This window comes from Halomonas tibetensis (assembly GCF_042643535.1).
Lineage (GTDB): Bacteria > Pseudomonadota > Gammaproteobacteria > Pseudomonadales > Halomonadaceae > Halomonas > Halomonas tibetensis.
In genome coordinates this window covers 112,523-136,327 of sequence record NZ_JBHRSQ010000012.1, presented here as the reverse complement: position 1 = coordinate 136,327, position 23,805 = coordinate 112,523, and the positions used below count along the sequence as shown (strand labels likewise).

The window sequence follows — 23,805 nt, the reverse complement described above, 5'->3', positions numbered from 1 at the left end:
CCGGTGTTATTCGAAGACACGATCGATCACCACATCGACAGGCTCAACGTCGGTGTCCCCCACCGGCACATCGTTGCGGCCACCGAACAGGTCGCCGGTCTGGGGAGTGGCGTCGCCGCTGGCCGAGACTCGCACCACCAGGCGCGCCTCGCTCACCTGAGCCAGGCTAGCCTGTGGCGACATGGCATTGCGCTCGTCGAGCACCACCTCCACGGGCAGGTCGCTGGCACGGAACTGGGCCACCGCCAGGGGCGGCAGCTCGCCCTCCAGGTCGCGAGCCACCACGAACACGGTGGCCTGCTCGCCCAGACGCCCCTCGAGGGCCTCATCCAGGCTCACCCGCACCCGGATGCCCACCCCCTGGACATCGCCCATCACCGGCTCGGCGCCCGGGGTCACGCCCAGGCGCTCCTGGGCGATGCGTATGCCTTCGCGCAGCGCCTCGCCTGACCCGGGATCGGTCATACCCGCGATGGCGCGGCGCCAATAGTCGATGGCTTTCTCGTAGTCGCTGCGGTCGAAGGCCTCGATACCCAGCACGCCGAGAACCGTAGGCTGACTGGAGTCACGTTCCAGAGTCTCGTCGACCAATGTCTGAACACGCGGGGTCAGCTGGCGGTCGGCCACGAAGAATTCGATCTGGGCCAACTGGCCGAGCAGTGATGGATGCCTGCCTTCGATCTCGATCAGTCTCTCCAGAGCGTGGATCGCTTCACGCCCCCGGCCAATGTCACGGTAAAGCGGAAACAATGAAGACCAGACGTTGGGATTGCCGGGCTGACGCACGGCCTGCTCCTCCAGGCGCTCAATCAGCATCTCGATGGAGCCTTCCGGATGGTTCTGCACCTCCTGCTGAATCGCCAGCAGGGTGAGGTCGCCCTCGGCCCCCTCGCGCTGATACCAGAGCACGCTGGCCACCACCACCAGCACCATCACCAGCGGCACGGCAAGGCGCCCGGATGCGGACGCCTTCAGGGGTGCGCGTTTGACGGTCTCGGTATCCTCGAGCAGGCCTCGCTCCAGTTCCAGGCGACTCTCCTCGAAGCGGACCTGATCGATGTCGCCACGCGCTAGAGCCGCCTCCAGAGATGCCAGGCGGCGCCGGAAGATGGCGACATTCTGCTCGGCGGTGCGATCGTTGGCCTCATGGTCGCGCTGGGCATCATGCACAGCGCGGGCCCTACGCAAGGGGGCTAGCAGCAGCCAGAGTGCCGGCAGCAGCAGCGCGGCGAAGGCAATCCATAACAGGGTCATTCGGTTCTCTCGCGGTTGATCAGGGCTTGCAGTCGTCTGCGCTCCTCGGCGGAAAGCGCCGTCGCGGACGCGTTGCGGCGGGATCTCACGATCAGCGCCACCAGAATGGCGGCGAGCACCACCAGTCCGGCCGGCAGCCCCCACAACAGGAAGGTGCGCCCCTCCAGCCGCGGGTTGTAGAGCACGTAGTCGCCGAAGCGCTGCACCATGTGATCACGGATTTCGATGTCGGACACACCGTCCTGGAGCAGCAGATAGATACGATCACGCATATCACCGGAAACCGGCGCATTGGAATCATTGATCGCCTGGTTCTCGCAGGTGGGGCAACGCATCGAGGCGGTCAGACTGCGGTAGCGCTGCTCCATGACGGGGTCGTCGAACTCGCGCACTTCGACGGCGCCCGCCAGGGCAGCGCCGACGGCCAGTAGCGACAACAGGAGAACGGGCAGAAGGAATCGAATCAACGCCATTTTTGCACCTCCGGCAGGATCTTTTCACTGACCTCACCCGGTGAGATATAGCCGGTATGGTGATAGCGAATCACCCCGCTACCATCTACGAGAAAAGTCTCCGGAGCACCGAACACTCCGAGTTCGAATCCCAGCTCATTATCCGGGTCGAAGATATTGATCTCGAAAGGGTTACCAAACTCATCGAGAAAGCCCAGCCCCTTCTCGCGGGTATCCTTCCAACTGACACCGACCATGCGGATCTCATGGCGATGAGAAAGATCAAGCAGCTGAGGCATCTCGCGTTTGCACTCCGGACACCATTCCCCCCAGACGTTGACCAGGGTCAGCTCGCCATTGGCCAACAGCGAGCGATCGACCCGCCGCTCGGGATTCTCGAGGGTGGCAAGATCAAACTCGGGAAAATCCCGCGCCATCAGGGCCGATTCCCGATGGAAGGGATTAAGCGACAGCCCCTGATAGAGGAACAACGAAAGCGCCAGAAAGCCGATCAGAGGTAGCAAGAGCAGCAGGCGACGCTTCATGCGGTTGCCTCCTTACCGCGATCGCCGGAAGCGACATTGAGTGCGGCCTCCTCCGGATCTGGCGCTGTGGCCATGCGGCGATAGCGCTTGTCAGCCACTGCCAGCACACCGCCGATGGACATCAGCAGGGCACCGAGCCAGAGCCAGCGCACGAAGGGCTTGTACTGGACCCGCATGGCCCAGCTACCGTCGCCCAGATCCTCGCCCATTGCCACGTAGAGGTCACGGAAGAGGCCCGGCCGCAACGCCACCTGGGTCATCGGCATGCCGGTGGCCAGATAGAGACGCTTCTCGGGGCTCATGGTGAAGCGCCGATTGCTGTCGCCACGCTGCACCTCGATCACCGCTCGATCGGCCAGGAAATTGGCGCCACGCCGCTCGGTTAACCCAGTCATGGTAAAGGTGTAACCTGCGACCTGGACGCTATCACCCGGGCCCATGCGCACATTGCGCTCGATGTTGTAGTTGGAGACGACCGCCACACCGACGATGGTCACCGCTACCCCAAGGTGGCCAAGCTGCATGCCCCAGTAGGCCAGCGAGAGCTTCTTGAAACCCGCGCCGATAGTACTGGCGCGACGGATCTTGTCGAAGAGGTCGCGCAGCATGGGCAGCACGATCCACAGCGCGGCGATCAGTCCAATGGCCACCGGCGCGCTCCAGCGATCGGCGAAGATCAGCGGCAGCGCTGCCCCCAGCACCACGGCCACGACAGCGGCCAGCCAAAGCCGCCGGACCAGCAGGCTCGGGGCGGTATCCTTCCAGCGAGAGATCGGGCCAAGGCCCATGAAAACGGCCATGATCAGCGTCAGCGGCACGAACAACGCGTTGAAGTAGGGAGGCCCCACGCTAATTTTGCCGAGGTCCAGGGCGTCGAGCAGCAGCGGATAGACGGTCCCCATCAGCACAGTGACCGTGATAATCACCAGCATGAGGTTGTTGATCAGCAGCAGGGCGTCACGGGAAAGCCAGCCGAAACCGACTTTGTGACTGACCCGCGGTGCACGCAGAGCAAAAATTAGCAGCGACAGGCCCACGGTGATGCCCAGCAGCATCAGGATAAAGAAGCCGCGGGACGGATCGTTGGCGAAGGCATGCACAGAGGTCAGCACCCCTGAGCGAACCAGAAAAGTACCCAGCAACGACAGCGAGAAGGTGGTGATCGCCAGCAGCAATGTCCAGCTCTTGAAGGCGCCACGCTTTTCGGTGACTGCCAGGGAGTGCATCAGCGCCGTGCCGGTCAGCCAGGGCAGCAGGGAGGCATTTTCCACCGGATCCCAGAACCACCAGCCGCCCCAGCCCAGCTCGTAGTAAGCCCACCAACTGCCCAGGGCGATGCCCACGGTGAGGCAGGCCCAGGCCAGATTGGTCCAGGGTCGGGCCCATCGCGCCCATGCCGCGTCTAGTCGACCGCCCAGCAGGGCGGCGATGGCAAAGGCGAAGACCACCGAGAAGCCCACGTAGCCCATGTAGAGCATAGGCGGATGCATGATCAGGCCGATGTCCTGGAGCAGCGGGTTGAGATCCGCGCCGTCCGTCGGCACATGAGGCAGGATCCGCTCGAAGGGATTGGAGGTGACCAGAATAAACAGCAGGAAACCCACGCAGACCAGTCCCATCACGCCCAGCACCCGGGCGACCATGTCACGGGGGAGCTCTCGGGAGAAACTCGCCGCAAAGTAGCCCCAGCCGGCCAGCATCAGGCTCCACAGCAGGACAGAGCCTTCATGGTTGCCCCATACCGCACTGAACTTGTAGTACCAGGGCAGCATGGAGTTGGAGTTGTTGGCCACGTTGGCCACGCTGAAGTCGTCCAGCATGTAGCTGGCGGTCAAACAGGCATAGGCAATGGCAACGAACAGAAACTGCCCGGTCGCCATAGGCCGCGCGTAGGCCATCCATAGCGGACGACGGGTTGCCGCACCGGCCAAGGGCATTACCGCCTGCACCCCTGCCATCAGCAGGGCGATGACCAGGGCATAGTGGCCGATCTCGGGAATTATCTGGATGAGCATGGGCACTCCTGGTCAGTACGAACTGCTGGTGGCGCCGTCGCCATTTCTGTCACCGGCACCTTTCTCGGCTTCCAGGCGCTTGGCGACATCGGCGGCCTTCTGCTGGAAGTCCTCAGGCTTGTAGCCGGCCTCTTCCAGGGCCTGAGCCACCTCTGGTGGCATGTAGTTTTCGTCGTGGCGGGCCATTACCTGGTCCGCCTTCAGGTAGCCATCGTGTTGCATCTGGCCAACCACCACCACCCCCTGCCCTTCTCGGAACAGGTCCGGCAGAATGCCACTGTAATGGACGCGAAGATCGTCGACATAGTCGGTCACGGTAAATTCCACGTCGAGGCTGTCGGGGTTGCGAGCTACCGTACCCTCCTTGACCATGCCGCCGGCGCGAATCTGGCGTTCGAACGGAGCTTCGCCCGCAGCGATCTGCACAGGACTGAAGAAGAGATTGATGTTGGCCCGCAGGGCATAAAGCGTCAGTCCCACAGCGATAGCCGACAAGGCAACCAACCCCAGGATCACGAACAGCTTCTGCTTACGCTTCGGTGTCAGACTAAGTGTCATGACGATCACCACCCATTTGATGTGAAACTCCAGCCATCTCGCCCTGATTGGCGCCCTGGCGATTCTCGCGTCGGACCCGGCGCTGAAGGTTGCGCAGCAGCAGGCGACGTTCTGCCCTTGCGTGCAGCACAACCGCCACCAACAGCGCACCCGTCACCCCCCAGGCCGACCAGACGTAGGGAGCATGCCCCCCCATGGCAATGAATTCATTGAAGGAATCGAAGGCCATCAGCGCGTCTCCCCCGCCAGGTCACGCACCCAGCGCTTGTTGGATTCCCGGCGCAGAATCTCGCTGCGGGTGCGCATCAGGGTCAGGGCAATGAAGAAACTGTAGAAGCCCAGCACCATGATCAGCAGCGGCGCCCACATCTCCATGGGCATAGCGGCGCGCCCGGTAATGGTGAAGGTTGCCGGTTGATGCAGGGTGTACCACCAATCCACCGAGTACTTGATGATCGGGATGTTGATGACGCCCACCATGGCCAGCACCGAAGCGGCCCGGGAGGCACTGTCACGACTCGTGAAAGCCCCGCGCAAGGCGATCACGCCCAGGTAGAGAAATAGCAGGATAAGCATCGAGGTGAGTCGTGCATCCCACATCCACCAGGTTCCCCAGGTAGGCACCCCCCACACTGCACCGGAAAACAGCGACACGAAGGTCATGGCCGCTCCCAGCGGGGCCATCATGGCCGCTGCCATATCGGCCACCTTGATTTTCCAGACCATGTAGACCAGCCCGGCCACCGCCATGGACACGAAAATGGACTGGGCAAGGAAAGCTGCCGGCACGTGCACATAGATAATACGGAAGCTGTTGCCCTGCTGATAGTCAGCCGGCGCAAAGGCCAGGCCCCAAACGGAACCGACAAGAATTAGAGCCACCGCAGCGATCCAGAACCAGGGCATAAGGCGAGCGCTTATGCCGTAGAACCACTTGGGCGAGCCGAGCTTGTGAATGAAGGACCAGATCATGCCCATGGTAACTCTCGCTTGAATGTTCAACCGTTGATGCTGATGCGCAGCGACGCTGCAATGGCCCAGGGCGCTAGCATCAACGACAGGGCCAGCAGGGCCCCCAGAATGGCAAGGTGAGCCGCTGCTCCATCGCCCACAATGGCCGCCTGTACCGCGCCGGCACCGAAGATAAGCACCGGAATGTAGAGCGGTAGTACCAGCAGCGATAGCAGCACACCTCCGCGGGAAAGTCCTACGGTGAGCGCCGCACCGATGGCGCCGATCAGGCTCAAACTGGCCGTGCCCAGCGCCAGCGAGAACGCCAGCACCAGGTAGCTGCCGGCCGGCAACGACAACATGATACCCAACACCGGCGCCATCAGCGCCAGCGGCAGACCCGTCAGCAGCCAGTGTACTGTCACCTTGGCCAGCGCCAGCATAGGCAGCGGCTGCGGGGTCAGCAGCAGCTGCTCCAGAGAACCGTCGTCGTAATCCCCGCGGAACAGGCTGTCCAGAGAAAGCAGCGCCGCTAGCAGCGCCGCCACCCACAGCAGACCCGGCGCAATGGTGGCAAGCAGCTGAGGATCCGGCGAGATACCGATCGGAAAGAGGGTAATGACCAGCGCAAAGAACACCAGGGGATTGAGCACCTCGCTACGCCGACGCATCAGAAGCAACAGGTCCCGTCGAAGGGTCGCCCAGAGTGCGACTGCCAGTCCGCCGCCAGGTTCCCGCCGCGACACGCTGCGGCCATCTCCAGATGTCAGCTGAGTCTCAGAACCCGCCATGTGGCTGCCCCCCTCTGCCCAGATGAACCCGGCGCAGCTCGTCGGTATTCCTGAGCTCATGGTGGGTGGTGACCAGCACGCAGCCGCCTGACCGAGCATGCACAATCATCCTCTCCTCCAGCGCCGCGACGCCGTCCCGGTCAATGGCGGTGAAAGGCTCATCGAGCACCCAGAGAGGCCGCGGCGTCAGCTCCAGACGAGCCAGGGCGACGCGGCGCTGTTGCCCCGCCGAAAGCTGCCCTGCCGGCACATCCTCGAAGCCCACCAGTCCCACCGACTCCAACGCCGCCAGGCGAGCCGCCTCGTTGTCGTTATCGCCGGCTAGGGCTTGATACCAGGCCAGGTTCTCAAGCGGCGTCAGGGCGGCCTTGACGCCCGGCGCATGGCCCAGGTAGAGCAAATTCTCGAGGAAAGCCTGACGCGATTCACGCATCGGCATGCCGTTCCAAAAAAGCTCGCCCAGATAATCGGCCAGCTGGCCGGAGAGGATCTTAAGCAGGGTGGTCTTGCCGCTACCATTGGGCCCTTCGATGCGGACGATCTCGCCGCCACAGATATCCAGATCGAGGTCTTCGAAGAGCCAGCGATCATCCCGTTCGCAGGCCAACTTCCGGGCTTGCAGGCTCAAGCTCAAGGCACTCTCCGGGATGAGTTATTTGGCTCGAGACTCTACACGGAAAGCGGTTTTCCTGCCAGATTCTCATCTGCGTCAGCCAGTCGCGGTTGACCCCAGTCAAACCTTGTAACGATGGTCTCCCCTTGCGTGATCGGTCGCCACTGCTATTCTTCCCATATACTGTATATCTCGACAGTATAAAAATCAGCGCAGCTGACGACAGGAGACCCTCACCATGCCCGAAGTCTACGCCCGGTTCCTTCTTCGCCGTCCCAACCTCCCCCTGGCCGAGGCCTGGATCCACCTGGATGGACCGGACGCGACCGACGAGCATCTGGTTGATATTCCGCTGCTCGGCAGCGTATCAGCGGGGCTGCCTATCGAGGCCTGTCTGGACAGCGCCACCATCCGGGTGCCCGGACGCATGGTGCGCCGCAACACCTATGCCCTGCGGGTGCGCGGCAACTCCATGATCGATTGCAACATCTTCGATGGTGATGTGATCATCATCGAGCGTCAGGAAAGCGCCGAGAACGGCGAGACTGCCGTAGTGATGATCAACAATCAGGAGGTCACCCTGAAAAAGCTCTACATCGAGAAGTCCGGCGTCCGCCTGCAGCCCGCCAACGAACGTATGGCGCCCATCTACCTGAAAAACAGCGACATTCAGGTGCTGGGACTGGTGATGGGCGTGGTACGCCAGGAGGAACTGGCCGCCTGATGCGCTACCCCGTCCCCGACCTTGTTCCCGGCACTTGGCGAGAGTGCGAACTGGAGGTGGAGAAGAGCCGCTTCATCACCTGGCTGTCCTACATCCCCGACGTGACCGATTTTGAGTCGCTGCTGGCAGAGGCGCGGAGGTGCCATCCCGGTGCCAGCCATCACTGTACCTCCTTCATCGCCGGCCCGCCCGGCGAGCAGAGTGCCATCGGCTTCTCGGACGACGGCGAACCCGGCGGTACTGCAGGGCGGCCCATGTACCGCGTGCTCGAAGGTTCCGGACTCGGCCAGGTCGGCTGCGTGGTAACCCGCTACTTCGGTGGGACCAAGCTGGGAACCGGCGGTCTTGCCCGGGCCTATGCCCAGGCCGTGGCCCAGGCTCTGGAGTCACTGCCACGCCGCGAGGTCGTCGAGCGCCGTCCTCTCCATTTGAAAGTCGACTTCGCCGGCGAGGCCGAAACGCGAACTTGGCTGGGCGAGCAGCATATCCCCGTGGAGGCCGCCGACTATGCTGCCGAGGGCGTGACCCTTAGAGTGGGCTGGCCCATCGATACCCCGGTAGAACTCAGCAAATTGGAATCGCGCCTGCGCGGGCGTCTGTCATTGCTCGACGAGTGATGCCGATTTTTACTTCGCGTTAATCACTGCTGCACGCCATCCCATGCAAACGGCGCCCCGCGGGACGCCGTTTGCATGGCTTTGAATCAGCGCGTTGGCGAGTCTCAGCCCAGATATTTGATCATCACCCCAGCAGCCACCGCCGAACCGATCACGCCGGCCACGTTGGGTCCCATGGCGTGCATCAGCAGGAAGTTGTGAGGATTGGACTCCAGCCCCACCTTGTTGGCGACTCGCGCCGCCATGGGCACTGCGGAGACGCCGGCTGCGCCGATCAGCGGGTTGATCGGCATCTTGCTCATCACGTTCATGAGCTTGGCCATGAGGATGCCAGCTGAGGTGCCGATGGCAAAGGCCACCATACCCAGCGCCATGATCCCTAGGGTCTCCACCGCCAGAAAGCTCTCGGCCATCAGTTTGGAACCCACGGCCAGGCCCAGCACGATGGTGACGATGTTGATCAGGGCATTCTGAGCGGTGTCGGTTAATCGCTCCACCACGCCGCACTCACGCATCAGGTTCCCGAAGCAAAACATCCCCAGCAGCGGGGCGGCATCCGGCAGGAACAGTGCCACCAATACCAGCAGGGCCAGCGGGAAGATAATCTTCTCGAGCTTCGACACCGGGCGCAGTTGGGTCATGGTGATCTCGCGCTCACGCTTCGTGGTCAGTAGCTTCATGATCGGCGGCTGGATCATCGGCACCAGCGCCATGTAAGCGTAGGCGGCCACGGCGATCGCCCCCAGCAGCTCCGGCGCCAGCATGCTCGAGACATAGATCGAGGTGGGACCATCGGCACCGCCGATAATGCCGATAGCCGCTGACTGCTCGAGGGTGAAATCCATCCAGCCCATGGCTGACATGCCCACCGCCCCAAAAAGAGTCGCGAAAATGCCGAATTGCGCCGCCGCACCCAGGAACAGGGTGCGCGGATTAGCCAGAAGCGGGCCGAAATCGGTCATTGCCCCCACGCCCATGAAGATGATCAGCGGAGCGATTCCCGATTCCACAGCGACCTTGTAGAAGACGTAGAGCAGGCCGTCACCGTAGCCGACGTTGACCGCCACATCCTTGGCAGCACGCAGTTGATCGGGAGAGGCACCGTCGTCCACCAGCGCCTTGAGAGTGGCACGCCACGTTTCTTCCGCCGCCAGCGGGTCCAGGGTGGCGGCGAGGGCGCTGGCCATTTGCTGGAGCACCGCCGGACGTGCCACTTCGATGGCCTGATCCAGCGCCGAGATAGCCAGTCCCGCCTCGGGAATATTGGCCAGAATGCCACCGAAGCCGATCGGCACCAGCAGCAGAGGCTCGAACTTCTTGGCGATGGCCAGGTAGAGCAGCACCATGCCCACCACGATCATCGCAGCCTGTCCGAGGGTCAGATTGTAGGCTCCCGAGCCGTACCAAAGAGTTACCAGCTTTTCCATAGGAAGGCCCTTAGAGCTCGATGAGCACGTCGCCGACGGCGACGCTGTCGCCCTCGCCAACCTTGACGGCAGAGACGGTGCCGGCGGTTGCTGCGCGCACCTCGGTCTCCATCTTCATCGCCTCGAGGATGATCACCACATCCCCCTCCTTGACCGCATCCCCCGGGCGCACATTAACCTTGAAGATGTTGCCGGCCAACGGCGCACTAATCACCTCGCCAGTGGGGGCCGGTGCCACTTCTGCAGCCGCCGACTGGGCAGCGCCGTTCTGCTCCTGGACATCGGCGATTTCACCCCCCTCTGCGACCTCGACAACATAGGCCTTGCCGTTGACCTTGACGGTATAGGTCTCGGGCCCGGCCGGTGAGCCGCTGCTGACGGCAGGTGCCTTGGCAGAGGCCTTTGCTGGCAGGTTGGCGCTGGCATCCGGCGTCTCTTTCCCGGGGGCTTGAGGTGCCGGCTCGAAGGCGTCCGAGTTGTCGCGATTCTTGAGGAACTTCAGGCCGATCTGAGGGAAGAGCGCATAGGTCAGCACATCATCGATCTCGCGCTCGCCTTCTGCCAGACGGATACCCTCCGCCTTGGCCTTCGCCTTCAGCTCTGTGGCGAGATTGTCCATCTCTGCATCGATCAGGTCCGCGGGGCGGCAAGTGATCGGCTCCTTGCCTTCCAGCACGCGGGCCTGCAACTCCTTGTTGACCTCGGCCGGGGCGGCGCCGTACTCGCCCTTGAGCAGCGCCTGAACCTCCTTGGAGATCGACTTGTAACGCTCGTTCATCATCACGTTCATCACCGCCTGGGTGCCGACGATCTGCGACGTCGGGGTGACCAGTGGGATAAAGCCCAGGTCCTCGCGCACCCGGGGAATCTCCTGAAGGACGTCGTCGAACTTGTCGCCGGCACCCTGCTCCTTGAGCTGACCCTCCATATTGGTGAGCATGCCGCCAGGCACCTGAGCGATCAGGATCCGCGAGTCGATTCCCTTTAGAGAACCCTCAAAGGCGGCGTACTTCTTGCGCACCTCGCGGAAGTAAGCGGCGATTTCCTCGAGCAGCTCGAGATCCAGCCCCGTGTCGCGCTCTGTACCCTGGAGGATGGCCACCACCGATTCGGTGGGGCTGTGGCCGTAAGTCATGGACATCGAGGAGATCGCAGTATCGACGTTATCGATGCCCGCCTCGGCGGCCTTGAGAATAGTGGAGGTGGATAATCCTGTGGTGGCGTGACACTGCATGTGGATCGGAATATCGACCGCGGCCTTGAGCTTGGTGACCAACTCATAGGCATCGTAGGGCTTGAGCAGACCGGCCATGTCCTTGATGCAAAGAGAATCAGCGCCCATGGCCGCGATGGTCTTGCCAAGTTCAACCCAGCCGTCCAGGGTATGGACAGGACTCACGGTGTAAGAGAGGGTGCCTTGGGCGTGACCCTCGACCTTGCGCACAGCCTGGATGGCGCGCTCCAGGTTGCGCGGGTCGTTCATGGCATCGAAGACGCGGAACACGTCAACGCCGTTTGTCTTGGCTCGTTCGACGAACCTGTCCACTACGTCGTCCCCATAGTGGCGATAGCCCAACAGGTTCTGGCCTCGGAGCAACATCTGCTGAGGGGTGTTGGGCATGGCCGCCTTTAACGCGCGGATGCGCTCCCAGGGATCCTCACCCAGGTAGCGAATGCAGGCGTCGAACGTGGCGCCCCCCCAGGATTCCAGCGACCAAAAACCGATACGATCCAGCTTTTCGGCAATGGGTAGCATGTCGTCCAGGCGCATGCGCGTGGCAAACAGCGACTGGTGGGCATCGCGCAGGACGACATCGGTGATACCGAGCGGACGAGCGTTGTCAGTCATGGAAGCGACCTTGTGTTTTGGGGGGTAAGGAGAGGACAAAGGAAACAGGGCGCGTCAGCGACGATGGCGCTGGCGATAGCGATGCAGGGCGACACCAATCACCGCCATCACCTCCTCATTCTGCTGTGCAGGGGGCGCCGAACGGGCGGGACCTGGGGTGGCCGACTCGACCGGTTCGGGAGCGAAACGCCTGAGGAGCATCGACATCAAGGTGATGGTAATCACCAGAATGGTAAGAAAAACAAAAACGAAGCCCATACCCAAGCCCATCAGGGCCAGGCCTTCCTCCAGCAGCTCAAAATCCCTCATGCGGGGTCCTCTTGTCATCTTCAACCACCATGTCGCGATCGTTCGCCAACATGGCATCTTGCGCAATTTTTTCGATGATATAACCTGCCACAATCGTGAAAAATTGCAAAGGAAACATGGTGGAAGTCAGCGTTGTTAATTTACTACAAGAAGCCCCCGGACAGCTCGGTCTGGCACCCATGGAAGGCGTCATAGACGCTCACACGCGAGACTTGCTGACCCGCCAGCCTGGCTTTGATTGGACGGTCACCGAGTTTATCCGCGTCATCGACGCCCGCTTGCCACCACGTGTCTTCCACAAGCACTGCCCCGAGCTTCTTTGCCCCGTCGTCGCGACCCCCCGTGGCATACCGGTTCACCTGCAGCTATTGGGGGCCGACCCGGAGGCGCTGGCCGCCAACGCCCGCCAGGCGCTGAGCCTCGGAGCCACCAGCCTGGACCTCAACTTTGGCTGTCCTGCCAAACTGGTCAACCGCCACGATGGCGGGGCCTCCCTGCTTCGCGACCCCGCACGAGTCCGCGCGGCGGTGGCTGCGGTCCACGAGGCCGTGGGCCACGCGATCCCGGTCACCGCAAAGCTTCGCCTCGGCTTCGCCGACCGGCGCCTGGCCCTGAGCTGCGCCATGGCCGCCGAGGCCGGTGGCGCCTGCCAGGTAGTGGTGCACGGCCGCACTCGCAACGAAGGCTACCGACCTCCCGCCCACTGGGAGTGGATCGGGCGCATCCGCGCTCGCCTGTCCATACCGGTCGTCGCCAACGGCGACATCTGGAGCCTGGAGGACTACTGGCGTGCTCGCACTCTCTCGGGCTGCCGCGACGTGATGATCGGTCGCGGCGCTCTGGCCGACCCCTGGCTGGCCCCACGCATTCGTCACTGGCAGCTTACCGGAGAACGACTGCCGGAAACGTCCTGGGCAGCCCGAGCCGAGACACTGATCGGCTTTGCCCACCTGCAGCGTAGCACCCTGACCGAACGTGTTGTGGCCTCACTGATCAAGCAGTGGCTGAACCACATGCGCGCCCGAGATCTCGAAGCCGCCCGGCGCTTCGAGCGGCTCAAGCGCATCAACAACCTGAGCGAGCTGCTCACCGGGCTTGCGGCATAAAAAAGAGGCGCACGTCGCAATGCGACGGCGCCTCAAACGATCGCGAAATCACCCGCGAGTCGGGTAATTCCGGCTAGCAGAAGAAGGACCGAACCAACTGAAATAGCGACCGAAACAACACTGGGTAAAAAACAGAAAACCCGCCCTCCTGAGAGAGCGGGTCCAAAACTGGCGCGCCCGGGAGGATTCGAACCTCCGACCCCCTGATTCGTAGTCAGGTACTCTATCCAGCTGAGCTACGGGCGCGTGGTGCGATGATTAGCGTGAACGCCATCACGTGACACTGATCTCATACTGGCTTGAAGTGGCGCGCCCGGGAGGATTCGAACCTCCGACCCCCTGATTCGTAGTCAGGTACTCTATCCAGCTGAGCTACGGGCGCCCGGTCTTCAATCGTATCGTCCATCACTGCGAGACGTTAGCCTTGCTGTCATGGCGGAGAGGGAGGGATTCGAACCCTCGATGAGGCTATAAACCCCATACTCCCTTAGCAGGGGAGCGCCTTCAGCCACTCGGCCACCTCTCCCTATCGACACGGCGCATATCGTACCGATTCTGAAGCGCTTTGTCCAGCGGGGCTCGCCTCTTTTTTCATACCGCAGTCTCCGATCTGCACGGAGAGGACAAGCGAGCCGGCGGCGTCAATCGTCGTGGCCCGGGGCAGCTTCCTCACCCTTTTCGCGCTGGATGCGCTGATAGATCTCCTCGCGGTGCACGGCGACGTCCTTGGGGGCATTGACACCAATCCGAACCTGATTTCCCTTGACGCCCAACACCGTCACGGTGATGTCGTCTCCGATCATCAGGGTCTCGCCGACTCGGCGGGTCAGGATGAGCATGGCTGATCTCCTTCTCAGGCTTGTTCTGGAACTCGGAAGCAACGGGATATTCGCCGCAGGAAGTGCACCGAGCCATTATGTGGCACGGCATCGTCCGTGACCAATTCGGCAGCCGATGACACCCGACCTCCCCGTTGAAGGGAAGCCCCGTCATGGGCTTCCCTGTCAGCGTAGAAGGTGTCAGCCGCTCAGGGCAGCCTTATTCGCTCTCGATGTCGCTCTTGTCCAGGCCGAAGGCCTTGTGCAGCGCGCGCACGGCGAGTTCCATCTGTTTCTCGTCGATCACCACGGAAATCTTGATCTCGGAGGTGGAGACCATGCGAATGTTGATGTTCTCGTCGGCCAGCACGCGGAACATCTTGGACGCGACGCCGGCATGGGAGCGCATGCCTACGCCCACCAGGGAGACCTTGGCGATGTTGTCATCGCCGCGAAGCTCGCCGCCACCCAGATCAGGGATCACCTGATCCTTAAGGATGCGCATGGTCTGCTTGTAGTCGCCCTTGGCGACGGTGAAGGTGAAGTCGGTGTAGTCACCTGCCGGTGCCACGTTCTGGACGATCATATCCACTTCGATGTTGGCATCGGCGATCGGGCCGAGGATACGCGAGGCCACGCCGGGCACGTCAGGCGTGTTGAGCAGCGTCAGCTTGGCTTCATTAGCGGTGAAGGCAATACCGGAGATCAGCGGTTCTTCCATGGAGTCCTCGTCTTGGTCGGAGTCAGCAACGATCAGGGTGCCGGGGCCATCCTCGAAGCTGGACAGCACGCGCAGCGCAACATTGTACTTGCCGGCGAATTCGACGGCGCGGATCTGCAGGACCTTGGAGCCCAGGCTCGCCAGTTCCAGCATTTCCTCGACGGTGATGGTATCCAGACGCTGGGCCCGAGAGACCACCCGGGGGTCGGTGGTGTAGACGCCGTCGACATCGGTGTAGATCTGGCATTCATCGGCCTTCAAAGCCGCGGCCAGGGCCACGCCGGTGGTGTCGGAGCCGCCGCGGCCGAGGGTGGTGATGTTGCCCTCCTCGTCCACGCCCTGGAAGCCGGCCACCACCACCACCTTGCCATCGTCCAGGTCTTCCTGGATCTCGTCGGTTTCGATGCGCTGGATACGCGCCTTGGTATGGGAGCTGTCGGTGAGAATGCCCACCTGGGAACCCGTGTAGGAGGTGGCCGGCACACCCAGCTTGTGCAGCGCCATGGCCAGCAGCGAGATGGTGACCTGCTCTCCGGTGGAGACCAGCATGTCCATTTCGCGAGGTGTCGGCTCGTCGTTGATCTCGTTGGCCATGCCGATCAGGCGGTTGGTCTCTCCGCTCATGGCCGAGACCACGACCACGATCTGGTGACCGTTGTCGCGAAAGCCCTTGACCTTCTCGGCCACGGCCTTGATGCGCTCCACGGAGCCCACCGAGGTGCCGCCAAATTTCTGTACGTATAGTGCCATATGCCGTTGTTCCCTCGTGAGTCGAGAGCCAGAGGCGCTCGGATGCGTGAAAGATGAACGCATGGTGAAAGGGCCGGGACGCTGTGGTCACCGGCCCCGACGATTGTTACTGGAGGCGTGCCTCGATCCAGGCCGACACGCTCTCGAGAGCCCCCCGCAGGGCCCCGACGTCGCTGCCGCCGGCCTGTGCCATGTCGGCACGACCGCCGCCCTTGCCGCCTACCTGGGACGCCACATGGTTGACCAACTCGCCGGCCTTGACCCGGCCGGTGAGGTCGTCGGTGACCCCCGCGATGAGGCTGACCTTGCCGGCCTCCTTGTCGGCCACGCCCAGCACGATGATACCCGAGCCCAGCTTGTTCTTGAGCTGGTCAAGCACTCCCCGCAACTCCTTGGCGGAGACCCCTTCCAGGCGGGTGGCCAGCACCTTGATGCCGCCAACTTCGGTAGCCTGACCGAGCATGTCGCTGCCGGCGGCGCTGGCCAGCTTGCCCTTGAGCCGCTCGAGTTCCTTCTCCAGGGTGCGGTTACGCTCGACCAGCGACTCGACGCGCTCCTCGACCTGCTCCGGCTTGGCCTTGAGGCGCTCGCCGATACGCAGCAGGCGGGCTTCCTGCTCGCGGAACCAGTCCAGTGCCCCCTCGCCAGTGATCGCTTCGATGCGGCGCACACCGCTGGCGATGCCCTGCTCGCTGACGATGTGAAAGCAGCCGATGTCGCCGCTGCGCGCCACGTGGGTACCGCCGCACAGCTCGATGGAGAAATCGTCGGCGCCGATGGTCAGCACCCGCACATCGTCGGCGTACTTGGCCTCGAACAGTGCCGCCGCGCCTCGGGCCTTGGCCTGGTCGAGGGTCATCTGCTCGATGCGAGTGGCCGCGTTGGCCAGGATCTGCTCGTTGACCAGGCGCTCCACCTCAGCCAGCTGCTCCGGGGTCATCGCCTCGAAGTGGCTGAAGTCGAAACGCAGCCGCTCGGGAGTGACCAGCGAGCCCTTCTGGGCCACGTGGTCGCCCAGCACCAGGCGCAGGGCCTTGTGCATCAGGTGGGTAGCGGAGTGGTTGCGAATGGTGGCGCCACGCAGCTCGGCGCTGACTTCGGGGCGTACCTCGTCACCCACCGCCAGCTCACCCTCCAGCAACACGCCATGGTGCAGGTGGTGACCGGACTGCTTCTGGGTGTCCGTGACCAGGAAGCGAGCGCCGCCGCTCAGGTGCAGGTAGCCGGTGTCACCCACCTGGCCGCCTGACTCGCCGTAGAAGGGGGTACGGTCGAGCACCACGAGACCGCGCTGCTCGGGCGCAAGGCCGGTGAGGACGTTACCCTCCCGGTCGACGATGGCGGTGACCTTGGCGATGTCTTCCAGGCGGTCATAGCCGGTGAAGGTGGTCTCACCCTCGAGGTCCAGTGCGGCACCGTAGTCAGCGCCGAACTGGCTGGCCGCCCGGGCGCGTTCGCGCTGAGCCTCCAGCGCACGCTCGAAGCCGATTTCATCGAGGGTCACGCCGCGCTCGCGGCAGACGTCGGCGGTCAGATCGTAGGGGAAGCCGAAGGTGTCGTAGAGCTTGAACACCGTCTCGCCGGGCAGCACCTCGCCATCGAGGCCGGCCAGAGCCTCCTCGAGCAAGCCCATGCCGTGCTCCAGGGTACGCGCGAACTGCTCCTCTTCCTTGAGCAGCACGCGCTCGATCTGGTGACGAGCCTCGCGCAGCTCCGGATAGGCGCCGCCCATCTCGGCATCCAGCGCCCCCACCAGCTTGTGGAAGAAGTCGCCCTTGGCGCCCAGCTTGTGGCCGTGGCGAACGGCGCGACGAATGATCCGGCGCAGGACATAGCCGCGCCCCTCGTTGGAGGGCAGCACGCCGTCGGTGATCAGGAAGGCGCAGGAGCGGATGTGGTCGGCGATCACCCGCAGCGAAGGGTTACGGGTGTCGGCGTGTCCGGTATGGCGCGCCGCCGAGGCCAGCAGGTTCTGGAACAGGTCGATCTCGTAGTTGGAGTGCACGCCCTGCATCACCGCGGCGATGCGCTCCAGGCCCATGCCGGTGTCGATGGAGGGCTTGGGCAGCGGATTCAGTGTGCCCGCGGCATCGCGATCGAACTGCATGAACACCAGGTTCCATATCTCGATATAGCGGTCGCCGTCCTCCTCGGGACTGCCGGGCGGTCCACCCCACACCTCGGGGCCGTGATCATAGAAGATCTCGGAGCTGGGGCCGCAGGGGCCGGTGTCGCCCATCTGCCAGAAATTGTCTTCGTCGAGCTTGGAGAAGCGATCCGGATCGATGCCCATCTCCTGCTTCCAGATCGCCTCGGCCTCGTCGTCGCTGACATGCACTGTGACCCAGAGTTTCTCCTTGGGCAGGCCCAGGGTCTCGGTGAGGAACGTCCATGCGAAGCGAATCGCGTCGCGCTTGAAGTAGTCGCCAAAGCTGAAGTTGCCCAGCATCTCGAAAAAGGTGTGGTGGCGGGCCGTGTAGCCGACGTTGTCAAGATCGTTGTGCTTGCCGCCGGCGCGAACGCAGCGCTGGGACGAGGTGGCACGCATATAGGGGCGCGGGTCACGGCCCAGGAAGACGTCCTTGAACGGCACCATGCCGGCGTTGGTGAACAGCAGCGTAGGGTCGTTACCCGGCACCAGGGAACTGGAAGGAACGACGGTATGGCCGTGCGTCTCGAAGTAACTCAGAAAGGCCTGTCTGATGTCTGCGCTTTTCATGGGGTATCCGTGGCGATGGGCGGTGTGGCCGTCCGCGACGAGGCCACCCGAAGCGTCCGCAAAGGGGTCCATTATAGCGCAGCTGTCAAGGGACTGTAGAGGCGCTCCGCCTCAATCCTGGGAAGAGGGGTCATCCCAGGCGTGCGACAGAGCATAGCGAACCTGATCGAAATCGAAACCTCGGCCGGCCAGAAAGCGCTCGCGCCGGGCACGCTCACGGGGGGTATCGCCAGGGCCAGAGAAGCGCCGGGCAAGGATCTCGCAGGCCAGAGTGAACCAGTCGGCTCCACCCTGCTCGCCCCCCTGCTCGTCCCCCTGCGCCTGTGCGAACACGGTGCGAATCAGTTCGCGCTCGATACCACGCTGGGAAAGCGCCTGACGGATCTTCAGCGGCCCCTGGCCACGCATGATGCGCGAGCGCAGGAAGCTCTCGGCGAAGCGTTCATCGGACTGCAGGCCCTGCTCGGCCAGGGCGTCGAGGCACTCGGCGATGGCGTCCACGCCATGGGCCTTCGCCGAGAGCCTGCTGACCAGCTCGGCGCGGGAATACTCGCGCCGAGCCAGCAGACGAAGGGCATCCTCCCTGGGCGTGGAGTCGCCTGGCGCCTTAGCGTTCATGGGTTAGAGCAGCTCGTCATCGCGGTCATTCTCGGCGGGCACCGCCTCCTTGGCATCTTCCTTCTTGGGCTCAACCGGAGCGAGCAACTGAGTGCGGATCTGGCTCTCGATCTCCTCCATGATGGCCGGATTATCCTCGAGGAACTGGGCGGCATTGGCCTTGCCCTGGCCAATCTTGTTGCCCTGGTAGCTGTACCAGGCACCGGCCTTGTCGACGAGCTTGCACTGCACGCCGAGATCTACCACCTCGCCGGCGTGATAGATGCCCTTGCCGTAGAGGATCTGAAACTCGGCCTGTCGGAACGGCGGGGCCACCTTGTTCTTGACCACCTTGACGCGGGTCTCGTTGCCGGTGACTTCGTCGCCCTGCTTCACCGAGCCGGTGCGGCGAATGTCCAGACGCACGCTGGCATAGAACTTCAGTGCGTTACCGCCGGTGGTGGTCTCGGGGCTGCCAAACATCACGCCGATCTTCATGCGGATCTGGTTGATGAATACCACCATGCAGTTGGCATTCTTGATGTTGCCGGTGATCTTGCGCAGCGCCTGGGACATCAAGCGGGCCTGCAGGCCGACGTGGGAGTCGCCCATTTCGCCCTCGATCTCGGCGCGAGGTGTCAGCGCCGCGACCGAGTCGATGACAATCACGTCGACGCCGCCGGAGCGCACCAGCATGTCGCAGATCTCCAGGGCCTGCTCGCCGTTATCGGGCTGGGAGACCAGCAGGTCATCCAGGTTGACGCCGAGCTTCTCGGCGTAGCTCGGATCCAATGCGTGCTCGGCGTCGATGAAGGCGCAGGTCTTGCCCTGCTTCTGCGCCTGGGCAATCACTGACAGTGACAAGGTGGTCTTGCCCGAGGACTCCGGACCGAAGATCTCGACCACCCGACCCAGCGGTACGCCACCGATGCCCAGGGCGATATCGAGACCCAGCGAGCCGGTGGAGATCGAGGGCATGACCACGCGTGGAGCGTCGCCAAGACGCATCACGGTGCCCTTGCCAAACTGGCGCTCAATCTGAGATAGCGCGGCATTCAGCGCCTTGGAGCGATTGTCATCCTGAGCCATGTCGGATCTCCTGATCGGGGTATAAAATACTGTATGACTGCACAGTATTATGGCGAAAAAGGTCCGGCAGGACCAGTGTAAATTCCGCCCGGATACGGGTAGGGCTCAGCGGGCCTCGAGGCGGCGGACCAACCCGACCAGCGATTCTCGCACCGCCTGCTCGCGCACGGCGAAGCGGTCGCCCGAATAGCGATGGCATTCGGCCTCGGCGTCTTGATCATTGCCCCAGGCAAGCCAAACGGTGCCCACCGGCTTCTCGGCACTGCCGCCACCGGGACCGGCCACGCCGCTGATCGCCACGCCAAGCGCCGCGCCACTATCGCGACAAGCGCCGGCCACCATTGCCTCGACCACTTCGCGGCTGACCGCACCGTGAGTCTCGAGCAGCGCCTCGGACACGCCTAACAGACGAGACTTGGCGGCGTTGGAGTAGGTCACATAGCCGGTCTCGAACCAGTCGGAGCTGCCGGCCACTGAGGTGATGGCGCTGGCCACTCCACCGCCGGTGCACGACTCGGCGCAGGTGATCATCACGCCCTGCTCTCGACATAGCCGGCCAAGGCGCTCGGCCAAGGTGTTGAGGTCGAGATTGGCAAGGCTGGCAGCGGAATGGGACATGGGTGGCCTCCTGAGTCATCTGCAATCGCTCCTGACGAAGTCGATGCCTGGACGGTAGAATACTGGCTTTTGCCAGCGAGTGCAGAGCCTCAACAGGGATCCGCGATGTCACAGGCCAGCCCCCCCCAAACGCCGATGATGGCCCAGTACCTGAAGATCAAGCGCGAACACCCCGACGTGCTGCTCTTTTACCGCATGGGCGACTTCTACGAGCTCTTCTTCGACGACGCCCGCCGCGCCGCCGCACTGCTCGACATCACCCTGACCCAGCGCGGGCAGTCCGTCGGCAAGCCGATCCCCATGGCCGGCGTGCCCTACCACAGCGCCGAGGGGTATCTGGCACGCCTGGTGGCCGCCGGCGAATCGGTGGCGATCTGCGAGCAGGTCGGAGACCCGGCCACCAGCAAAGGCCCGGTAGATCGCCGCGTCGTGCGCATCGTCACCCCCGGCACCCTTTACGACGAGGCCCTGCTTGATGCCCGCCGCGACAACCTGCTGGTGGCCGTGCACGCCGCCGGCGAGCGTGTCGGCCTGGCCTGGCTAGAGCTCTCCAGCGGGCGCTTCAGCGTGCTGGAGGTGGAAGGCGAAGGCGAAATGCTCGCCGAGCTGCAGCGCCTCGACCCTGCCGAGCTGTTGGTGGCCGAGAGCCTGGCCTTACCGCCGGCGCTGGACGGCAAGCGCGGGCTGCGTCGCCAGGGAGACTGGCTTTTCGACCTTGAGAGCGCCACTCGCCTGCTGTGCGACCAGTTCCAGGTCCAGGACCTGCGCGGCTTCGGCTGCGCCCACCTCAGCGCCGCTCTTACCGCCGCCGGCGTGCTGATCGAGTACGCCCGCGACACCCAGCGCTCGGGGCTGCCCCACGTCACCGCCATCGGTGTGGAGAGCCGCGACGACGCCGTGGTCATCGACGCCGCCAGCCGCCGCAACCTGGAGATCGACATCAACCTGGGCGGCACCGTCGACAACACTCTGGCCAGCGTGCTCGACACCACCGCTACCGCCATGGGGTCACGGCTGCTCAAGCGATGGCTAAATCGACCGCTACGCGACCGCGAGCGCGTACAGGGGCGCCAGTCCGCAGTGGCACTGCTGCTGGAGGCCGAAGGCTTCGTGGTGCTTCGCGAGTCGCTCAAGGCGATCGGTGACGTGGAGCGCATCCTGGCCCGAGTCGCCCTCTACAGCGCTCGCCCAAGGGACCTGGCCCGGCTTCGCGACGCCTTCAACGTCCTGCCGGCGCTCGAAGGGGCGCTTGACGACTATGCCGAAGGCACGTCCCTGGATGAACTCAGGCGCCATATCCGCCCCTATCCCGAACTGGCTGACACCCTGACCCGCGCCCTGATGGAGAACCCGCCGGTAGTGATCCGCGAGGGCGGGGTAATCGCCGGAGGCTTCGACGCCGAACTCGACGAATACCGCGGGCTGGCCGAACACGCCGGCGACTACCTGGTGAAGCTGGAGACCCGCGAGCGCGAGCGCACCGGCCTGCCCAACCTCAAGGTGGGCTACAACCGCGTGCACGGCTACTTCATCGAGATTCCCCGCGCCCAAGCCCGGGACGCCCCGGCGGACTACGTGCGCCGCCAAACCCTGAAAAACGCCGAGCGCTTCATCATCCCCGAGCTCAAGGAGTTCGAGGACAAGGCCCTGTCGGCGAAGTCCCGCGCCCTGGCCCGGGAGAAGCTGCTCTACGACAGCCTGCTCGATACCCTAAACGCCGAGCTCGACGCCCTGCAGGCCAGCGGCCGGGCGCTGGCCTCGCTGGATGTGCTGTGCGCCTTCGCCGAGCGGGCCCAGGCGCTGGATTTCGTGCGACCCCGGCTGGCTGAGGCACCGGGTATCGCCATCCGCGGCGGTCGCCATCCGGTGGTAGAGCATGTCAGCGACGCCCCCTTCGTGCCCAATGACCTGTTCATGGGCGATGATCGACGCATGCTGGTGATCACCGGGCCCAATATGGGCGGCAAGTCCACCTACATGCGCCAGGCGGCGCTGATCGTTCTGCTGGCTCATACCGGCTGCTTCGTGCCGGCCGACGCCGCCGAGATCGGTCCGGTGGACCGCATCTTCACTCGTATCGGATCCTCGGATGACCTGGCCGGCGGCCGCTCCACCTTCATGGTGGAAATGACCGAAACCGCCAACATCCTGCACAACGCCACCGACCACAGCCTGGTGCTGATGGACGAAATCGGCCGCGGCACCAGTACCTTCGACGGTCTATCACTGGCCTGGGCCAGTGCCGAGCAGCTGACCCGCACTCGCGCTTTCACGCTGTTCGCCACCCACTACTTCGAGATGACCGCCCTGCCCGAGCAGGCCGAGGGCGTGGCCAACGTGCACCTGACGGCGGCCGAGCACAAGGACGGCATTGTCTTCATGCACAGAGTAAAGGATGGCCCTGCCAGCCAGAGCTACGGCCTGCAGGTGGCCCAGCTGGCCGGCGTACCCCAGGCAGTGATCGCCAGGGCTCGAGAGAAACTCGCCCAGTTGGAACAGCAGGAGATCGACCAGGGCAGCAGGAGCAGCGAGCGCCTTGGCGGCGCTCCCCAGCCACAACAGAGCGACCTCTTCGCCAGCGCGCCGCACCCGCTGATGGAGGAGCTCGGCGGCCTCGCTCTGGACGAGCTGACGCCGCGCCAAGCGCTGGAGCTGCTCTACCGCTGGCGGGAGTCTCTGTGACGGCACCCCCTACTTCTCTTGCGGCGCTACTGGGGGCGCGACTAGAATGGTCAGATTCACCGCCGCCCCAGTATAAAAAAATTGGCTGTTATAACCATTTAATCAACTATCCACAGCGGCCGAGCGACGCCGGCCCGAGGAAGGGAGAGTGGCATGACGTTCGTCGTCACCGAGAACTGCATCAAGTGCAAATACACCGACTGTGTCGAAGTCTGCCCGGTGGACTGCTTTTACGAGGGACCCAACTTCCTGGTGATCCACCCCGACGAGTGCATTGACTGCGCCCTTTGCGAGCCGGAGTGCCCCGCCGAGGCAATCTTCTCGGAGGATGAACTGCCCGCAGGACAGGAGCCCTTCATCGAGATCAACGCGGAACTCGCCGAGGTGTGGCCCAATATCAGCGAGAAGAAGGACCCGCTGCCCGATGCCGAAGAGTGGGACGGCAAGCCCGGCAAGTTGGAGAAGCTGGAACGCTGAGCACGCCATCGCCCAGAAGCGACGACGCCGAATGTCTCTCGACATTCGGCGTCGTCGCTTCTATTCATAACTGCCAGGAGAACACCTAAACAAAAAAGGCGGCCCGTAGGCCGCCAGCTCCAA

At 63.5% G+C, this 23,805-nt stretch carries 24 protein-coding genes and 3 tRNA genes; 5 read left to right on the top strand and 22 right to left on the bottom strand.

Annotated features, from left to right (window positions below):
• Positions 1-6: 6 nt before the first annotated feature.
• The 9 genes from ccmI to ccmA are packed head-to-tail and all read right to left on the bottom strand — an operon-like array spanning position 7 to position 7,200.
• Positions 7-1,254 (bottom strand): c-type cytochrome biogenesis protein CcmI, encoded by a 1,248-nt coding sequence (ccmI, locus tag ACFODV_RS09770; RefSeq protein WP_379758311.1) that lies wholly within the window; start codon positions 1,252-1,254, stop codon positions 7-9.
• A complete protein-coding gene (locus tag ACFODV_RS09765; protein WP_379758308.1) occupies positions 1,251-1,727 on the bottom strand; it encodes a cytochrome c-type biogenesis protein in 477 nt (158 codons plus the stop codon). The genes ccmI and ACFODV_RS09765 overlap by 4 nt, the downstream gene beginning before the upstream one ends.
• On the bottom strand, positions 1,718-2,251 hold the full coding sequence (locus tag ACFODV_RS09760; RefSeq protein ID WP_379758305.1) for a DsbE family thiol:disulfide interchange protein: 534 nt from the start codon (positions 2,249-2,251) through the stop codon (positions 1,718-1,720). Before ACFODV_RS09760 ends, ACFODV_RS09765 begins: the two co-directional genes overlap by 10 nt.
• The gene (locus ACFODV_RS09755; protein WP_379758302.1) at positions 2,248-4,266 is read right to left on the bottom strand and encodes a heme lyase CcmF/NrfE family subunit; all 2,019 of its coding nucleotides are present in this window, start codon (positions 4,264-4,266) and stop codon (positions 2,248-2,250) included. The genes ACFODV_RS09760 and ACFODV_RS09755 overlap by 4 nt, the downstream gene beginning before the upstream one ends.
• A 12-nt stretch (positions 4,267-4,278) precedes the next feature.
• Positions 4,279-4,812 carry a cytochrome c maturation protein CcmE gene (gene ccmE, locus ACFODV_RS09750; protein ID WP_379758704.1) on the bottom strand — a complete coding sequence of 178 codons (534 nt, stop codon included), beginning with the start codon at positions 4,810-4,812 and terminating at the stop codon, positions 4,279-4,281.
• Position 4,813: 1 nt separating this feature from the next.
• Positions 4,814-5,053, bottom strand: coding sequence for a heme exporter protein CcmD (ccmD, locus tag ACFODV_RS09745; protein WP_379758299.1), 240 nt, complete (start codon positions 5,051-5,053; stop codon positions 4,814-4,816).
• Positions 5,053-5,793 carry a heme ABC transporter permease gene (locus ACFODV_RS09740; protein ID WP_379758701.1) on the bottom strand — a complete coding sequence of 247 codons (741 nt, stop codon included), beginning with the start codon at positions 5,791-5,793 and terminating at the stop codon, positions 5,053-5,055. Before ACFODV_RS09740 ends, ccmD begins: the two co-directional genes overlap by 1 nt.
• Positions 5,794-5,822: 29 nt before the next feature.
• On the bottom strand, positions 5,823-6,566 hold the full coding sequence (ccmB, locus tag ACFODV_RS09735; RefSeq protein ID WP_379758296.1) for a heme exporter protein CcmB: 744 nt from the start codon (positions 6,564-6,566) through the stop codon (positions 5,823-5,825).
• A complete protein-coding gene (gene ccmA, locus ACFODV_RS09730) occupies positions 6,553-7,200 on the bottom strand; it encodes a cytochrome c biogenesis heme-transporting ATPase CcmA (RefSeq protein ID WP_379758293.1) in 648 nt (215 codons plus the stop codon). The genes ccmB and ccmA overlap by 14 nt, the downstream gene beginning before the upstream one ends.
• A 217-nt stretch (positions 7,201-7,417) precedes the next feature.
• On the opposite strand from ccmA, the gene ACFODV_RS09725 reads away from it, so the two are divergent.
• Positions 7,418-7,903: a LexA family protein gene (locus ACFODV_RS09725; RefSeq protein WP_379758290.1), complete on the top strand. Its 486-nt coding sequence runs from the start codon at positions 7,418-7,420 to the stop codon at positions 7,901-7,903.
• On the top strand, positions 7,903-8,520 hold the full coding sequence (locus tag ACFODV_RS09720; RefSeq protein WP_379758287.1) for an IMPACT family protein: 618 nt from the start codon (positions 7,903-7,905) through the stop codon (positions 8,518-8,520). The genes ACFODV_RS09725 and ACFODV_RS09720 overlap by 1 nt, the downstream gene beginning before the upstream one ends.
• Positions 8,521-8,624: 104 nt before the next feature.
• Here the strand turns inward: ACFODV_RS09720 and ACFODV_RS09715 are convergent, their stop codons facing one another.
• The 4 genes from ACFODV_RS09715 to ACFODV_RS09700 are packed head-to-tail and all read right to left on the bottom strand — an operon-like array spanning position 8,625 to position 12,286.
• A complete protein-coding gene (locus tag ACFODV_RS09715; RefSeq protein ID WP_379758284.1) occupies positions 8,625-9,947 on the bottom strand; it encodes a sodium ion-translocating decarboxylase subunit beta in 1,323 nt (440 codons plus the stop codon).
• Between the two features lie 10 nt (positions 9,948-9,957).
• Positions 9,958-11,796 (bottom strand): sodium-extruding oxaloacetate decarboxylase subunit alpha, encoded by a 1,839-nt coding sequence (gene oadA / locus ACFODV_RS09710; RefSeq protein ID WP_379758281.1) that lies wholly within the window; start codon positions 11,794-11,796, stop codon positions 9,958-9,960.
• Positions 11,797-11,850: 54 nt separating this feature from the next.
• Positions 11,851-12,105, bottom strand: coding sequence for an OadG family protein (locus tag ACFODV_RS09705; RefSeq protein ID WP_379758278.1), 255 nt, complete (start codon positions 12,103-12,105; stop codon positions 11,851-11,853).
• On the bottom strand, positions 12,092-12,286 hold the full coding sequence (locus ACFODV_RS09700) for a hypothetical protein (RefSeq protein ID WP_379758275.1): 195 nt from the start codon (positions 12,284-12,286) through the stop codon (positions 12,092-12,094). The genes ACFODV_RS09705 and ACFODV_RS09700 overlap by 14 nt, the downstream gene beginning before the upstream one ends.
• Between ACFODV_RS09700 and ACFODV_RS09695 the strand changes: the two genes are divergently transcribed.
• Entirely contained in the window at positions 12,285-13,211 is a 927-nt protein-coding gene (locus ACFODV_RS09695; protein ID WP_379758272.1) for a tRNA dihydrouridine synthase, read from the top strand. The genes ACFODV_RS09700 and ACFODV_RS09695 overlap by 2 nt on opposite strands.
• Positions 13,212-13,380: 169 nt before the next feature.
• Here ACFODV_RS09695 and ACFODV_RS09690 read toward each other — a convergent pair.
• From ACFODV_RS09690 to ACFODV_RS09650, 9 genes are all read right to left on the bottom strand, one after another.
• Positions 13,381-13,457: transfer RNA gene (locus ACFODV_RS09690), tRNA-Arg, on the bottom strand.
• Positions 13,458-13,516: 59 nt separating this feature from the next.
• Positions 13,517-13,593: transfer RNA gene (locus tag ACFODV_RS09685), tRNA-Arg, on the bottom strand.
• A gap of 51 nt (positions 13,594-13,644) precedes the next feature.
• Positions 13,645-13,737 (bottom strand) — tRNA-Ser (locus ACFODV_RS09680).
• A 115-nt stretch (positions 13,738-13,852) separates the two neighbouring features.
• The gene (gene csrA / locus ACFODV_RS09675; protein WP_379758269.1) at positions 13,853-14,050 is read right to left on the bottom strand and encodes a carbon storage regulator CsrA; all 198 of its coding nucleotides are present in this window, start codon (positions 14,048-14,050) and stop codon (positions 13,853-13,855) included.
• A 199-nt stretch (positions 14,051-14,249) separates the two neighbouring features.
• The gene (locus tag ACFODV_RS09670) at positions 14,250-15,500 is read right to left on the bottom strand and encodes an aspartate kinase (protein WP_379758266.1); all 1,251 of its coding nucleotides are present in this window, start codon (positions 15,498-15,500) and stop codon (positions 14,250-14,252) included.
• A 106-nt stretch (positions 15,501-15,606) separates the two neighbouring features.
• Positions 15,607-18,219 (bottom strand): alanine--tRNA ligase, encoded by a 2,613-nt coding sequence (alaS, locus tag ACFODV_RS09665; protein ID WP_379758263.1) that lies wholly within the window; start codon positions 18,217-18,219, stop codon positions 15,607-15,609.
• 111 nt (positions 18,220-18,330) lie between these two features.
• On the bottom strand, positions 18,331-18,837 hold the full coding sequence (locus ACFODV_RS09660) for a regulatory protein RecX (protein ID WP_379758260.1): 507 nt from the start codon (positions 18,835-18,837) through the stop codon (positions 18,331-18,333).
• 3 nt (positions 18,838-18,840) lie between these two features.
• On the bottom strand, positions 18,841-19,905 hold the full coding sequence (gene recA, locus ACFODV_RS09655) for a recombinase RecA (RefSeq protein WP_379758257.1): 1,065 nt from the start codon (positions 19,903-19,905) through the stop codon (positions 18,841-18,843).
• A gap of 105 nt (positions 19,906-20,010) precedes the next feature.
• Complete coding sequence (locus ACFODV_RS09650; RefSeq protein WP_379758254.1) at positions 20,011-20,523, bottom strand: CinA family protein; 513 nt, start codon at positions 20,521-20,523, stop codon at positions 20,011-20,013.
• A gap of 105 nt (positions 20,524-20,628) precedes the next feature.
• Here ACFODV_RS09650 and mutS point away from each other — a divergent pair, with 105 nt between their 5' ends.
• Positions 20,629-23,205, top strand: coding sequence for a DNA mismatch repair protein MutS (gene mutS, locus ACFODV_RS09645; protein ID WP_379758251.1), 2,577 nt, complete (start codon positions 20,629-20,631; stop codon positions 23,203-23,205).
• 153 nt (positions 23,206-23,358) lie between these two features.
• Positions 23,359-23,682, top strand: a complete 324-nt coding sequence (fdxA, locus tag ACFODV_RS09640) for a ferredoxin FdxA (protein WP_379758248.1) — start codon at positions 23,359-23,361, stop codon at positions 23,680-23,682.
• Positions 23,683-23,805 lie beyond the last annotated feature (123 nt).

Coding starts and splice junctions, on each gene's coding strand:
- ACFODV_RS09695 (WP_379758272.1), top strand. CDS start 12,285: ATGGAAGGCGTCATAGACGCTCACACGCGAGACTTGCTGACCCGCCAG.
- ACFODV_RS09700 (WP_379758275.1), bottom strand. CDS start 12,286: ATGGGTGCCAGACCGAGCTGTCCGGGGGCTTCTTGTAGTAAATTAACA.
- fdxA (WP_379758248.1), top strand. CDS start 23,359: ATGACGTTCGTCGTCACCGAGAACTGCATCAAGTGCAAATACACCGAC.
- ccmB (WP_379758296.1), bottom strand. CDS start 6,566: ATGGCGGGTTCTGAGACTCAGCTGACATCTGGAGATGGCCGCAGCGTG.
- ACFODV_RS09670 (WP_379758266.1), bottom strand. CDS start 15,500: ATGGCACTATACGTACAGAAATTTGGCGGCACCTCGGTGGGCTCCGTG.
- oadA (WP_379758281.1), bottom strand. CDS start 11,796: ATGACTGACAACGCTCGTCCGCTCGGTATCACCGATGTCGTCCTGCGC.
- recA (WP_379758257.1), bottom strand. CDS start 19,905: ATGGCTCAGGATGACAATCGCTCCAAGGCGCTGAATGCCGCGCTATCT.
- ACFODV_RS09725 (WP_379758290.1), top strand. CDS start 7,418: ATGCCCGAAGTCTACGCCCGGTTCCTTCTTCGCCGTCCCAACCTCCCC.
- ACFODV_RS09650 (WP_379758254.1), bottom strand. CDS start 20,523: ATGTCCCATTCCGCTGCCAGCCTTGCCAATCTCGACCTCAACACCTTG.
- ACFODV_RS09705 (WP_379758278.1), bottom strand. CDS start 12,105: ATGAGGGATTTTGAGCTGCTGGAGGAAGGCCTGGCCCTGATGGGCTTG.
- ACFODV_RS09760 (WP_379758305.1), bottom strand. CDS start 2,251: ATGAAGCGTCGCCTGCTGCTCTTGCTACCTCTGATCGGCTTTCTGGCG.
- alaS (WP_379758263.1), bottom strand. CDS start 18,219: ATGAAAAGCGCAGACATCAGACAGGCCTTTCTGAGTTACTTCGAGACG.
- ACFODV_RS09755 (WP_379758302.1), bottom strand. CDS start 4,266: ATGCTCATCCAGATAATTCCCGAGATCGGCCACTATGCCCTGGTCATC.
- ccmD (WP_379758299.1), bottom strand. CDS start 5,053: ATGGCCTTCGATTCCTTCAATGAATTCATTGCCATGGGGGGGCATGCT.
- ACFODV_RS09715 (WP_379758284.1), bottom strand. CDS start 9,947: ATGGAAAAGCTGGTAACTCTTTGGTACGGCTCGGGAGCCTACAATCTG.
- csrA (WP_379758269.1), bottom strand. CDS start 14,050: ATGCTCATCCTGACCCGCCGAGTCGGCGAGACCCTGATGATCGGAGAC.
- ccmI (WP_379758311.1), bottom strand. CDS start 1,254: ATGACCCTGTTATGGATTGCCTTCGCCGCGCTGCTGCTGCCGGCACTC.
- ACFODV_RS09720 (WP_379758287.1), top strand. CDS start 7,903: ATGCGCTACCCCGTCCCCGACCTTGTTCCCGGCACTTGGCGAGAGTGC.
- ACFODV_RS09765 (WP_379758308.1), bottom strand. CDS start 1,727: ATGGCGTTGATTCGATTCCTTCTGCCCGTTCTCCTGTTGTCGCTACTG.
- mutS (WP_379758251.1), top strand. CDS start 20,629: ATGTCACAGGCCAGCCCCCCCCAAACGCCGATGATGGCCCAGTACCTG.
- ACFODV_RS09660 (WP_379758260.1), bottom strand. CDS start 18,837: ATGAACGCTAAGGCGCCAGGCGACTCCACGCCCAGGGAGGATGCCCTT.